This is a genomic window from Streptomyces sp. AP-93, assembly GCF_022808175.1.
Taxonomy (GTDB): Bacteria; Actinomycetota; Actinomycetes; order Streptomycetales; family Streptomycetaceae; genus Streptomyces.
The window spans coordinates 404,475-416,449 of the sequence record NZ_JALGBX010000004.1 but is presented as its reverse complement, the minus strand read 5'-3'; the positions used below and the strand labels follow the sequence as shown (position 1 = coordinate 416,449).

Annotated in this window: 11 protein-coding genes and 2 pseudogenes; 8 read left to right on the top strand and 5 right to left on the bottom strand. The window is 69.9% G+C overall.

Annotation, left to right across the window (positions count from 1 at the left end; translation table 11 throughout):
- Positions 1–69 precede the first annotated feature (69 nt).
- From MTF69_RS09700 to MTF69_RS09690, 3 genes are all read left to right on the top strand, one after another.
- Entirely contained in the window at positions 70–474 is a 405-nt protein-coding gene (locus MTF69_RS09700; protein ID WP_243332570.1) for a cupin domain-containing protein, read from the top strand.
- A 299-nt stretch (positions 475–773) separates the two neighbouring features.
- Positions 774–2,087, top strand: a complete 1,314-nt coding sequence (locus MTF69_RS09695) for a histidine kinase (RefSeq protein ID WP_308401384.1) — start codon at positions 774–776, stop codon at positions 2,085–2,087.
- Entirely contained in the window at positions 2,084–2,740 is a 657-nt protein-coding gene (locus tag MTF69_RS09690; RefSeq protein WP_243332566.1) for a response regulator transcription factor, read from the top strand. Before MTF69_RS09695 ends, MTF69_RS09690 begins: the two co-directional genes overlap by 4 nt.
- Positions 2,741–2,851: 111 nt before the next feature.
- Here the strand turns inward: MTF69_RS09690 and MTF69_RS09685 are convergent, their stop codons facing one another.
- Positions 2,852–4,006, bottom strand: coding sequence for a tyrosine-type recombinase/integrase (locus MTF69_RS09685; RefSeq protein WP_243332564.1), 1,155 nt, complete (start codon positions 4,004–4,006; stop codon positions 2,852–2,854).
- 93 nt (positions 4,007–4,099) lie between these two features.
- On the opposite strand from MTF69_RS09685, the pseudogene MTF69_RS09680 reads away from it, so the two are divergent.
- The 3 genes and pseudogenes from MTF69_RS09680 to MTF69_RS09670 all read left to right on the top strand — a co-directional run.
- Positions 4,100–4,264, top strand: a pseudogene (locus MTF69_RS09680) (pirin family protein); the annotation flags it as partial.
- A 246-nt stretch (positions 4,265–4,510) separates the two neighbouring features.
- The gene (locus MTF69_RS09675; RefSeq protein WP_243332562.1) at positions 4,511–4,996 is read left to right on the top strand and encodes a S9 family peptidase; all 486 of its coding nucleotides are present in this window, start codon (positions 4,511–4,513) and stop codon (positions 4,994–4,996) included.
- Between the two features lie 192 nt (positions 4,997–5,188).
- A pseudogene (locus MTF69_RS09670) lies at positions 5,189–5,692 on the top strand (dihydrofolate reductase family protein); the annotation flags it as partial.
- 145 nt (positions 5,693–5,837) lie between these two features.
- Here MTF69_RS09670 and MTF69_RS09665 read toward each other — a convergent pair.
- Entirely contained in the window at positions 5,838–6,236 is a 399-nt protein-coding gene (locus MTF69_RS09665) for a heavy metal-responsive transcriptional regulator (RefSeq protein WP_243332560.1), read from the bottom strand.
- Between the two features lie 89 nt (positions 6,237–6,325).
- Here MTF69_RS09665 and MTF69_RS09660 point away from each other — a divergent pair, with 89 nt between their 5' ends.
- Both MTF69_RS09660 and MTF69_RS09655 read left to right on the top strand, forming a co-directional pair.
- Positions 6,326–7,366, top strand: coding sequence for an alkylmercury lyase family protein (locus MTF69_RS09660; protein WP_243332558.1), 1,041 nt, complete (start codon positions 6,326–6,328; stop codon positions 7,364–7,366).
- A 36-nt stretch (positions 7,367–7,402) separates the two neighbouring features.
- The gene (locus MTF69_RS09655) at positions 7,403–7,822 is read left to right on the top strand and encodes a DUF5990 family protein (RefSeq protein ID WP_243332556.1); all 420 of its coding nucleotides are present in this window, start codon (positions 7,403–7,405) and stop codon (positions 7,820–7,822) included.
- Positions 7,823–7,872: 50 nt separating this feature from the next.
- Here MTF69_RS09655 and MTF69_RS09650 read toward each other — a convergent pair whose 3' ends face one another.
- From MTF69_RS09650 to MTF69_RS09640, 3 genes are all read right to left on the bottom strand, one after another.
- Positions 7,873–10,416 (bottom strand): sensor histidine kinase KdpD, encoded by a 2,544-nt coding sequence (locus MTF69_RS09650; protein WP_243332555.1) that lies wholly within the window; start codon positions 10,414–10,416, stop codon positions 7,873–7,875.
- 10 nt (positions 10,417–10,426) lie between these two features.
- Complete coding sequence (locus MTF69_RS09645) at positions 10,427–11,110, bottom strand: response regulator (RefSeq protein WP_243332553.1); 684 nt, start codon at positions 11,108–11,110, stop codon at positions 10,427–10,429.
- A gap of 120 nt (positions 11,111–11,230) precedes the next feature.
- Positions 11,231–11,965 (bottom strand): potassium-transporting ATPase subunit C, encoded by a 735-nt coding sequence (locus MTF69_RS09640; RefSeq protein ID WP_243332551.1) that lies wholly within the window; start codon positions 11,963–11,965, stop codon positions 11,231–11,233.
- Between the last annotated feature and the right edge of the window lie 10 nt (positions 11,966–11,975).

The following is an 11,975-nucleotide window of genomic DNA, read 5'->3' as shown; positions in this document are numbered from 1 at the left end:
GGCACTCAACCGCCGAGGTACGGCCTACGGTCGGTTGACGCACGGCCGTGAATTCGAGAGGAACCCAGGATGACCACCATCATCAAAGCCGCGTCGGTACCCCTGCTCGACCGGGGCGGCTCGGTCGTCACGACGCCACTGATCACGGCGTCGGCTGCGGGGGGTGAGAACCGCATCACCAGCGGGATCAGCGTCTATCCCGTGGGCTCGGGGGCGCCCCTGCACTCACATAACTGCGACGAGCACGTCACGATCCTGGAGGGTGAGGCCGAGGTGGTGGTGGACGGTGAGGTGACGAAGCTGGAGCAGTTCGACACCACGTACGTCCCTTCCCCGATCCCGCACCTGTTCCGTAACATCGGCGACCGTCCCCTGCGCATCCTGTGGGTGTATTCGTCCGGCCACGTGACGCGCACCTTCACCGAGACCGGCAAGACGGTCGAGCACCTCTCCACCGCAGACCAGATGGGTTGATGCCTTGCGGTGGCCGCCGGTGAGGGGACCGTACGCGTCGAAGGCACAGCGCGGCGTGGGCCTCGGGAACGAGGCGCTCTAGTACCTGGGTACTAGAGCGCTGACCGATGTTCGGTCCCTGCGTGCCGCAGAGGCCTCCGGGAGCGCGGCTAGCGTGATGAAGCGGCTCACGCCCCGCGTCCGCCAGGAGCTGACCGGGCGGCCGTAGCATCCGCACCAGAACGACAGTTCCGGCCGGCCGTGCGGACGCCCACCTGCCACATCTCCCATCCCCGCCTGCACCGAGAGGGGTGTGCGCAGTGACCTCATCAGATCCGACGGTCCGTCCCGTCGAGCCCGGATCCCTGCTGGCCGACTCCGAGCACCGCACGATCGTCCGGCTGCTGTCCTGGCTGACGTCGGTGGGGCGCGCGGACCAGGCCCATCCGCGGGTCAGACGGTGGGGGGTGCCGGCCGGCGTCGCCCTGCTCGGCATCCTGTCCCTGCTGAACATGCCCGGCAGCTCCGAGACCCGCTTGGCGGTGTTGCTGGTACTGGTGGCCGGCTTCTCCCTGCCGCTCCTGTGGCGGGAACGCCGCCCCCTCCTGGTCTTCTGGGTCATTGCCTGCCTGTCTGCGGTGGGCATAGCCCTGGAGATGGGCTCCACCGCCAGCCGTCTGGTGGCCTTGTACAGCCTGGCTCGCTTCGGAACCCCCGGGCAGGTGGCCCTCGCTCTCGCGGTCAGCATTCCGGAGGTGGTCGCTACGGGCTTCGTCCTGTCGGCCGACGGGTCGGCGACGAGCCTCAGGCAGCTCCCGGCGCTCGTGAGCCTGTTGGTGGTCTGCACCGTGGCGATGGCGGGACTGGGCTTGGCCAGCCGGGTGGCGCGTTCCTACATCGCGGCCCTGGAGGAGCGCACACTGCGGCTGGAGGTGGAGCGGGATCAGCGGGCTCGCCTGGCAGTCGCCACGGAGCGTGCCCGTGTTGCCCGGGAGATGCACGACATCCTCGGCCACACCCTCGCCGTCATCGTCGGCCTCGCCGACGGCGCCGCCGGTCTCGCCGAGCGCTCGCCCAAACGGGGCGCCGACACCCTGAGGATCATCGCCGACAGCGGCCGCGGCGCCCTGGCCGAGCTGCGCCGCCTGCTCGGCGTCATCGGCGACGGGCGCAGCGACCCCGACGCCCCACTCGCCCCGCAACCGGGCGTGGCCGACCTCGGCGCCCTGCTGGAACGGGTCCGGGCCGCCGGGCCCACCGTCGCCCTGCACACCGAAGGCGACCTGACCGGCCTCTCCCAGGGACTCCAGCTGGCGATGTACCGCATCGTCCAAGAAGCCCTGACCAACACCCTCAAGCATGCAGCGCCCGACACCACGGTGTCCGTCGTGGTCACGGCCGGCCACCAAGCCGTGCACATCACCGTCGAGGACTCCGGACCTTCCCGCCCCACACCTCAGGGCCACCGCGAGCACACAGGCCAGGGGCTGGTCGGCATGCGCGAGCGGGCCGCCCTCTACCAAGGCGAGGTCACTGCGGGCCCCAACTCCCGCGGCGGCTGGACCGTCCGCGCCGGCCTGGCAGCCACACCGCACCAGCCCACTACCGCTTCCACGGAGAGCAGCCCGAAATGACCACCGTCCTCATCGTCGACGACCAGGCCCTGCAGCGCCTCGGCTTCAGCATGCTCATGGAGCAGTACGCCGACATGGCCGTGGTCGGTGAGGCCACCCACGGAGCGGAAGCAGTCCGCAGAACCGCCGACCTACGCCCCGACGTGGTCCTGATGGACGTCCGCATGCCAGGGATGGACGGCATCGAGGCGACCCGCCGCATCGTGGAATCCGGAGGCAACTCCCGCATCCTGGTGCTGACCACCTTCGACCTGGACGAGTACGCGTACGCCGCCCTGCGCGCCGGGGCCAGCGGCTTCCTCCTCAAGGACGCGCAGCCCGACGAACTGATCGCGGGCATCCGCGCGGTGGCCGCCGGGGACGCCGTCATCGCCCCCGGCCTGACGCGCCGGCTCATCGACGCCTTCTCCGACCGCTTCCCCGGCCGTACCCCCGACCAGGAACGCCGACTCGCCTCCCTCACCCAGCGCGAACGCGAGGTGCTCACCGCCGTCGCGTCCGGCTGGAGCAACCCCGAGATTGCCGAGCGGCTGTCGCTGGCCGATTCGACCGTCAAAACGCACGTCAGTCATGTCCTCGCGAAGATCGGTGCCCGCGACCGGGTCCAGGCTGTGATCTTCGCCTACGACACGGGCCTGGTGAAGCCCGCATGACGGCACCCACAGACCTTTCATGCCTCTGGTTCTCAGGAAACCCGGCACCGGCGGCCCGTGGATCACACCCGGCCGGAACGGGGTCGTCTATCGGAAATCCCTGATAGACCCTCATGCGGTGAGGGTGGTGTTCAGGATGATGGCGGCTTGGCCGATGGTGCCGGGCATGAGGTGGCGGTAGGTCTTGAAGGTGATCTCGAGGTTCGTGTGGCCCATCCATTCGGCGACGTCGGTGATGGGGATGCGGTGGGCGAGGCAGTTGGATGCGAAGAAGTGGCGGAAGCCGTAGAGGACCATGCCATCCGGCATGTCGAGCTTCTGGGTCTGCTTGATGCGGCGCCACTGGTTGTTGAGTAGGTAGCTGGCGTAGGGGCGGGAGCGGTCCTGCGGGTGGCGGAGGAGGTAGCCGTCCACTGTCCCGTGCGTTGCCGCGTATCGCTCGATGGTTTCCTTCACCTGCGGGGGCAGGGGGACGTCCCGGTGCTCGCCCTTCTTGCGGTGCTTGAGTCGGTCGTACTGCTTGGTGGTGCGGTTGACCTGCTCGGTGACGCGGTAGGTGTCGGCGGCGACGATGTTGTTGAGGTTGACGGCTGCTGCCTCACCGTTGCGCAGTCCGCAGCCGCTCATGAGATCGACGAGCAGCTGGAAGGCGTCGTCGCCGACCGTGCGTAGGACGCGGAGCTGTGCGGGGGAGGGGATGACGGCGCGTTTGGGGTCGTAGACAGGGGCTTGGACGCCGAGGAGCGGGCTGTCGAGGTAGATGCCGAGGCGGTGGGCGTCGAGGAGGATGGCCTTGAGCTTGTCGAAGGCGTTGGCCTGCGTGGCCAGGCCGGTGCCGGCTTGTTCCATGGCGCGGATGAAGTGCTCGACGACCTTGTGGTCGAAGGAGTCCATGCGCCAGGTGCCCAGGGCCGGGAAGAGGTGGTGCTCAAGGAGCGAGTCGAGGTGGAGGAGGGAGGCCGGCGCGAGGTGGCGTTGGCCCTGCTTCCACTCCCGGGTGTACTCGCGGAAGGTCATGGGGCCGTACTTCGCGAGGCGCTCGGTGCGGGTCTGGTTGGCCGGGGCGGACTTGCGCTCGTTGTAGACAGCCACCAGGCGGGTGATGGCCGCTTCCCGGCTGGTGAACCCTGATTCCTGCTGCTGGCGTCCCATGGTGTTGCGGTAGCGGATCTTGTAGGGGTGCGGGCAGCGGGGCCAGTAGGCCTGGTCGTGCCCGCATTCCTTGAACACGGTGCCCATGCCGTGTGCCAGACTCGTTGGTGCCATCTGCGTGCCGCTCCTCGGACCGATGCTGACGATTTGCTGACCGCCAGTGATCCGGTACCTCTCCGACCTGCGAAAACTTGTCTGAGCGAATACTTGTTCTGGAACTGGATCGGACGCTCCCAAGAGGACATCGCAGGCTTCCGCGAGGACTGGATGAAGGGCACCCGCTACGGCGAGGTCAAGGGCTACGACGGCCCTCCGATTCCGGCCCCGGAACTTCCCCCAACTCGCTTGAAGCCCAGGGGAAGGACGCGCTGAACTGCGTCAATCATCGCGGGTGGTCCGCGCAGAGCGGTCGTACGCTCGGGTGGCCCCGCGACGTGCGCACGCTCGCCCTGTACCGGCTGGGCGCGGCCACCGGCGAGGTCACCACGGTTCTCAGCGAGACCGGGGTGACCCGTGTCGAGCCCAACCAGTTCGGGTACGAGCCGCCGATCGTGCGGGTCCTGGCCGACGAGGTGCTGTGGTACTCGCAGCGGGACGGCTGGGGCCACCTGTACCGGTATGACCTGCACACGGGCGAGCTGCTCGGGGCAGGTCACCTCCGGACAGTGGGCGGTGCGGCAGATCCTGCGCGTCGACGAGGCCGAGCGGGTGGCGTACTTCACTGCCTCCGGGCCACCCCCGGGGGTTCGACCCCGCCCGCCGCTACCGGGCGTGTTCGGCCACTCCGGCGGCGGCTTCGCCGCGGCCCGCGCGGTGCTGGTTTTCCCCGAGACGTACAAGGTGGGAGCCGTCCTCTCCGGCTCGCACGACGCCCGTCATTTCAACGCCGGCTTCGTGGAGGCCTGGGACGGCGTGGACAACCCCGAGGCCTGGGGCCGCACTTCCGACATCGACCTCGCCAACACGTTCATCGACCACTTGTCCTATGGCCGTACATGCTGCTGGGGCTTCCTGGTCCGCGAGTTGCTGGGTACCCAGCCGCCTGCCTACCGCCCCGCTCCCATCGCGATCGGCCCCGAGCTGCTCGCCGAGTTGTTCGCCTGAGCTTGAGTTTGAGCCTGCGTCGGCGTACCTTCGCCGGCGCCCTGCTGATCGCCGGTGCGGTCGGGATGCGGCGCTCGGTGTCAGAGGGGCCAGGTCACCGCGCGGCGCCGTGGTTGGCTCTCGCAGGGCGAGGCGAAGTAGTCCATGCTGGCCGCCAGTGCGCGTTCACCTTCAGGTCATTGCAATGATTCGATCGCGCACGGTGGCTGGAGCCACCCGTTCTTCGAGCCGGAGGTGATGGGCGGCGCCCTGGCCGAGTGGCAGGCAGGCACCGGTGCCCTGCTGTTCGGGCGCCGCACCTGGCAGACCATGGCCGCGGCGTGGCCGGCCCGGGCCGGCGACCCGTTCGCCGACCACATGAACAGCGTCACCAAGTACGTCGTGTCCAGCACCCTCGGCGAGGACGAGCTGACGTGGAACAACACCACGTGCATCCCCGGCGACCAGGCCCTGGACCGGATCAAGAAGCTGCGCGAGGCCGAAGGCCGCGACCTGGTGGTCATGGGCAGCGCGTCCCTCACCCGAACCCTGCTGGCCGAGGGGCTGGTCGACGAGCTGCGGCTCATGATCCTGCCGGTGCTCGTCGGCGGCGGTAAGTCGATCTACCCGACCGATGGCCACCTCCGCACGTTCGAACTGGTCTCCACGGTCGTCAGCGGCACCGGCGTGCACGTGTGCACCTACCGGCCGAAGGCCGGGGCGTGGTCGGCAGGCCCTGCGGATCTGCCCGGAAGCAGGTGTCCGCTGCCGGCCCGACTGGGTTGTGGCAGGCAGCCTCAGCCGCACGTGGACGCGGACCCTGGTCGTCGGGGCCATCGGCGCGGTCGTCCGCGTATGCCGGTCACGGCCGGGTGAGGATGGTGCAGATGTCGCTCTCGGAGCAGGTGTCGGGGTCGGTGGTGGCGGCCCGGCGGGCGAGTTCGCGCAGTGCGGTGCGGGTCTGGCGGAGTTCGGTCATGCGCTGCTCGATGTCCGCGAGCCGTTGGTCGATGAGGCTGGTGACGTGTCCGCAGGGGGCCTGGCCGTTGTCCCGGATGTCCAGGACGGACCGGATCTCGGCGAGGGTCAGGCCCGCGCCCTGGGCGTCGCGGATGAATGCGAGCCGGCTGGTCGTCTCTGGAGGGTAGTCGCGGTAGCCCGCGGTTGTACGGGGCGGGGCGGGGAGGAGGCCGGCCTGCTCGTAGAAGCGGATGGTCTTGGTCGTTACCTGGCCCGCCGCTGCGAGGTCACCGATGCGCATCCCTCCACGCTACGCCTTGACCTTCCAGTGTGGTGGAAGGTCTACGGTCGGTTCAGGACTCGGTGAAGGGGAACGGAAGGGAGCGCGGGATGCGGATCGTGATCCTCACGGTGCCGGAGTGCCCGAACGTACCCGTCGTGCGAGAGCGGCTGGCGGCGGCGCTCGACGGTCGAGCAGCCGGGATCGAGCTGGTCGAGGTGTCCGGGGAGCGAGAGGCGGCCCGGTGGGGCATGACGGGCTCTCCGACCGTGCTCCTTGACGGAGTCGACCCGTTTGCGATGCCTGGTGCTCCGCCGTCGGTTTCGTGTCGGCTCTATCGCGACGCGGAGGGCCGGATCGACGGTGCGCCGAGCGTCCGGGCCCTGCGGGAGGCGTTGGCGGGAGCGCGCCGGCCCCAGCAGGACGAAGAGCAGGGGTGCTGCGAGACGGACCCCCTGGTCCCCCTGGACCCCCTGAGCTCCCTGGACCCGCTGGACTCCCTGGACCCGCTGGACCCGCTGGATTCGATCGGCCGGGGAGGGCGGGGTCGGCGTGCGCCCGCCGAGCGCGGTCTGCGGCTGGTCCAGCAGGCGGTCCTGCGGCACTTCGCCGCCACGGGGCGTGCGCCCGATGCCGCTCTGCTCGAAGGCCTGGCGGCCGAAGCGGGGCGGTCGGCCGCCGAGGTCCTGGCCGAGCTGGACCACGAGGATTTCCTGACCCTCGACGCATCGGGACGCATCCAGGCCGCCTACCCGTTCTCGGCGGGACGGACGCGGCACACTGTGCACCTGGCCAACGGCGTGAGCGTGTCCTCGATGTGCGCGATCGACGCCCTCGGTATCTCCGCGATGCTCGGCCAGGACCTGACCATCTCCTCCACCGACCCCGTCGACGGCCGGCCGGTGACGGTCACCTTCGCGGACGGAACCGCAACCTGGCAGCCCCCCGGCGCCGTCGTGTTCGTCGGGCGCCGCGATGGGCGGGGCCCGGCCGCCGCGGTGTGCTGCGACAGCCTGAACTTCTTCGCCGGTCCCTCTTCGGCCGGGCGGTGGAAGCAGGCGCACCCCTCAATACGCGGGGAGATCGTCAGCCAGGCACGCGCCATCGAGATCGGGCAGCAGACCTTCGGCCCGCTCCTGCGGGACGACTGAATGCCCGGGAATGCGGTGCGTGGCAGAGTGGTGCGCATGCCACCACTCTCGCTGCGGATCATCGGCCGTGATCTCCCGGGTCGTGAATGCGGCGGCTACCGGGACGTCCACGTCGCCGTGCAGCGAGGGCGCGAGGCGGAAGCCGCTGTGCCCGGGGATGCGGCTGAGGCGGTCTGGGAGTTCACCGTGGAGGCGGTCGCGGCGCCGGACGGCGCTTGGGACTTTCGCGGCCCCTACGTCCACGGGCGACGCGGGGCCCGGTTCCTGTATCTGACGTGGGGAGAGCTGCCGCCCGGCGGCGCGTTCACGATGTTCCGCCGCGCCAAGCTGATGCTCGACGGCCTCCCGCCGCAGGCCGTCGAACGGGGCGCCGCCGAAGCGCGGCTCGGGCTGACGGACGCTTGCGGGATGCCCGTGTGCGCTGCGGTGCGCCCGCCCGGGCTCACCTGGAGCTGAGCGGAACCGGAGGGAGCACCGTGCGACGGCTGCAGAGCGACACCGGAACGTCACGTCGTCGCGTCCGTGGGGAGGACGGGGCGGGATAGCGGAGTGCCCTCCTTGATGGGCAGAGTGATCACCATGGTGAGTCCGCCGCCGGGGGTGTCCTCGGCGGTGAGGGTGCCGTTCATGGCTTCCAGGAAGCCTCGGGCGACGGCCAGGCCGAGGCCGACCCCGGCGCCCGCCGGTGCGTCTCCGTACCGCTGGAAGGGTTCGAATATCCGGACCTTCGCCTCGTCGGGGACACCGGGGCCGCGGTCGACGACGCGCAGCTCGAGGCGGTCGGCGAGGACGCTGGCGGCGACGAGGACGGTCTGACCGGGCGGGCTGTACTTGACGGCGTTCTCGACGATGTTGGCGACGGCCCGCTCCAGCAGGCCGCGGTCGACGGCGACCATGGGCAGGGTCTCGGGGATGTCGAGGACCACGCTGTCGTCGGGTACGCCGGCCAGGCCCATCGGGACGACCTCGTCGAGGTCCGTTTCCCGGATGAGCGGGACCACGGTGCCCGTCTGGAGGCGGGACATGTCGAGGAGGTTGCCGATCAGGTGGTCGAGGCGGTCGGCGCCGTCCTCGATGCCTTCCAGGAGGTCGGCCCGGTCCTCGTCGGACCACTGCACGTCGGTGGAACGCAGCGAGGTGACGGAGACCTTGATCGAGGCGAGCGGTGTACGGAGGTCGTGGCTGACTGCGGCGAGCAGGGCCGTACGGATCTGGTTGCCCTCGACGAGCCGGCGGGCCTCCTCGGCCTCGTCGACCAGGCGCTGGCGGTCGAGTACGACGGCGGCCTGGGCGGCGAAGGCCCCGAGGACGCGCCGGTCCTCGGCCGGCAGGACCCGGCCGGTGAGGGCCAGGGCCATGTTCTCGCCGATGGGCATGTCGACGGCGGCGTCCTCGGGGCGGGAGACGGGGTTGCGTCCGGTGCTGCCCGCGCAGGTCCACGGGTCCACGTCGCTCTCGCGCTCCAGCAGGGCCACGGATTCCATGGCGAAGGTCTCGCGCACGCGCTCCAGCAGGGCGTCGAGGGCCGTTTCGCCGCGCAGGATGCTGCCCGCGAGGAAGGAGAGGATCTCGGATTCGGCGCGCAGCCGGGCGGCCTGGTGGGTGCGGCGGGCGGCCAGGTCGACGACGGAGGCCACGGAGACGGCCACGCCGACGAAGATCGCGATGGCGACGATGTTCTTGGGGTCGGAGATGGTGAACTCGTGGAGCGGCGGAGTGAAGTAGTAGTTGAGGAGGAGCGAGCCGAAGGCTGCCGAGGCCAGGGCGGGGAGGAGGCCGCCGAGCAGGGCTGCCGCCACGGTGAAGGTGAGGAAGAGCAGCATGTCGTTGGCGAGCCCGAGGTCGGGGACGACCTGGTTCAGCAGCAGCGCGAGCAGGGCGGGGCCGGCCACGCCGATGAGCCAGCCCCAGATGATGCGGGAGCGGCCGAGCCGCGCGCTGCGGGCGACGGGCAGGGTGCGGCCCTTGGCGGCCTCGTCGTGGGTGACGATGTGGACGTCCAGGTCGGGACCGGACTCGCGGGCGACGGTGGCGCTGACACCGGGGCGGAACACGGACTGCCAGGAGCGGCGGCGGCTGACGCCGAGCACGATCTGGGTGGCGTTGCAGCCGCGGGCGAACTCCAGCAGCGCGTCGGAGACGTTGTCACCGATGACGTGGTGGAAGGTGCCGCCGAGGTCCTCGACCAGGGTGCGCTGGACGGCGAGTTCCTTCGGGGAGGCGGCGGTCAGCCCGTCGCTGCGCGCGATGTAGACGGCGAGGACCTCGCCGCCCGAGCCCTTCTCGGCCAGGCGGGCGGCGCGGCGGATGAGCGTACGGCCTTCCGGGCCGCCGGTGAGGCCGACGACGATGCGTTCGCGGGCCTGCCAGGTGGAGCGGATGTTGTGCTCGCTGCGGTACTCCTGGAGGTACGCGTCGACCCGGTCGGCGACCCAGAGCAGGGCGAGCTCGCGCAGGGCGGTGAGGTTTCCGGGGCGGAAGTAGTTGGAGAGGGCCGCGTCGACCTTGTCGGCCTTGTAGATGTTGCCGTGGGCCATGCGGCGGCGCAGGGCCTGGGGGGACATGTCGACGAGTTCGATCTGGTCGGCGCGCCGTACGACCTCGTCGGGGACGGTCTCCCGCTGCCGCACGCCGGTGATCGTCTCGACGACGTCACCCAGTGATTCGAGGTGCTGGATGTTGACGGTGGAGACGACGTCGATGCCGGCCCGGAGGAGTTCCTCGACGTCCTGCCAGCGCTTGGTGTTGCGCGAGCCGGGGACGTTGGTGTGGGCCAGCTCGTCCACGAGCGCGACGGCGGGGCGCCGCGCGAGGATGGCGTCCACGTCCATCTCCGTGAAGGTGGAGCCCCGGTACTCCAGCTCGCGCCGGGGGATCTGGTCCAGCCCGTGCAGCATCACCTCGGTGCGCGGACGGTGGTGGTGCTCCACGAAGGCGACGGCCACATCGGTGCCGCGCTCCACCCGGCGGTGGCCCTCCGAGAGCATCGCGTACGTCTTGCCGACGCCGGGGGCCGAGCCCAGGTAGATACGAAACTTGCCGCGTCCCATGGTGATTACGTCATTCCTCGAAGCGGTAGCCCATGCCGGGCTCGGTGATCAGGTATCTCGGGTGAGAGGGGTCCGCTTCCAGTTTGCGGCGCAGTTGGGCCATGTAGACCCGCAGGTAGTTGGTGTGTTCGGAGTAGGTGGGCCCCCAGACGTCGAGCAGGAGCTTGCGCTGGCTGATCAGGCGGCCCGGGTGGGTGATGAGGATCTCCAGGAGGTGCCACTCGGTCGGCGTCAGCCGCACGCTGCGGTCGTTGCGGATCACCTTCTTCGCGATCAGGTCGACGGTGAACTCGTCCGTCGTGACCACGGCCACCTCATGGGCGGGCGCCGCGACCTCCCGGCGCCGTACGGCGGCCCGCAGCCGGGCGAGGAGTTCGTCCATGCTGAACGGCTTGGTGACGTAGTCGTCGGCCCCCGCGTCCAGGGCGCGGATCTTCTCCTCGGAGGTGTGGCGGGCGGAGAGGACGAGGATCGGTACGCCGCTGGTCTCCCGTACCTCCTTGATCACGTCGATGCCGTCCATGTCCGGCAGACCGAGGTCCAGCAGGATGGCGTCCGGCTTGCGGGTGGCCGCGAGCCTCAGGGCGGTCTTTCCGTCGGAAGCCGTCTCCACCTCGAACTTCCGTGCCTCCAGGTTGATCCGGAGCGCACGGACGAGCTGGGCGTCGTCTTCCACCACCAGCACCTTGATCATCGGTGTGGGGCCTTCCTCTTCCAGTGGGTACGGGTCGGAGCCGACGGGAGGCCGGGGCACTCCCAGCGATGGCTGGGGGCTCCGCGTCCCGCCGGCTCCGCACACTTGCCATGCGGAACGTCAGCTCTTGGTCAGTGCCCTGAGGGCGATGTTGAGTTCGAGGACGTTGACGCGGGGTTCGCCCATGAAGCCGAGGACGCGGCCGGTGGTGTGGTCGGCGACGAGCTTCTCGACCTGCTCGACGTCGAGCTTGTTCTGCTCGGCGACCCGGTGGACCTGGAGCTCGGCGTACTCGGGGGAGATGTCCGGGTCCAGGCCGGAGCCGGAGGAGGTGACGGCGTCGGCCGGCACGTCCTCGGGCTTGACCGTGTAGCCGGCCGTGGAGTTGTCCGCGATGACGGCGTCCTTGGCGGCGATGACCTGGGCGCAGAGGGTGCCTTCCTCCGCCTGGTCGGTGCACTTGCCGTTGACGGCGCCGTTGTCGGCGGACCGGTTGGTGGCGCCGGAGAGGATCAGCGAGTACTGGGTGTTGACGCTGTTGCTGCCGAGGCCGTTGGAAGGGCGCGGCTGGAACCACTTGAGGTCCGGCTTGACCGCTTCCTCGGCGTCGTTCCCCGTTGTTGAATCAGAAGCAGTCTTCTTCGGGAGGTTGTAGGTCTGCCCGATGAGGGAGGAGCCGACGACCTGGCCGTCCTTGTCCTTGATCTCGGAGCCGTTGGCCTTGTTGTTGAACGCGGCCTGGGCGATCCCGGTGACGGCGAGCGGGTAGATGACCCCGCAGACCACGGTCAGAACGAGAAGCGCTCGGAGGCCCGCGCCGATCAGGCGTGCGGTGTTTCCTACGGAGTTGTTCATGACGGATCAG

Coding starts and splice junctions, on each gene's coding strand:
- MTF69_RS09700 (WP_243332570.1), top strand. CDS start 70: ATGACCACCATCATCAAAGCCGCGTCGGTACCCCTGCTCGACCGGGGC.
- MTF69_RS09645 (WP_243332553.1), bottom strand. CDS start 11,110: ATGATCAAGGTGCTGGTGGTGGAAGACGACGCCCAGCTCGTCCGTGCG.
- MTF69_RS09640 (WP_243332551.1), bottom strand. CDS start 11,965: ATGAACAACTCCGTAGGAAACACCGCACGCCTGATCGGCGCGGGCCTC.
- MTF69_RS09690 (WP_243332566.1), top strand. CDS start 2,084: ATGACCACCGTCCTCATCGTCGACGACCAGGCCCTGCAGCGCCTCGGC.
- MTF69_RS09650 (WP_243332555.1), bottom strand. CDS start 10,416: ATGGGACGCGGCAAGTTTCGTATCTACCTGGGCTCGGCCCCCGGCGTC.
- MTF69_RS09675 (WP_243332562.1), top strand. CDS start 4,511: ATGACCTGCACACGGGCGAGCTGCTCGGGGCAGGTCACCTCCGGACAG.
- MTF69_RS09655 (WP_243332556.1), top strand. CDS start 7,403: ATGCCACCACTCTCGCTGCGGATCATCGGCCGTGATCTCCCGGGTCGT.
- MTF69_RS09665 (WP_243332560.1), bottom strand. CDS start 6,236: ATGCGCATCGGTGACCTCGCAGCGGCGGGCCAGGTAACGACCAAGACC.
- MTF69_RS09685 (WP_243332564.1), bottom strand. CDS start 4,006: ATGGCACCAACGAGTCTGGCACACGGCATGGGCACCGTGTTCAAGGAA.
- MTF69_RS09660 (WP_243332558.1), top strand. CDS start 6,326: ATGCGGATCGTGATCCTCACGGTGCCGGAGTGCCCGAACGTACCCGTC.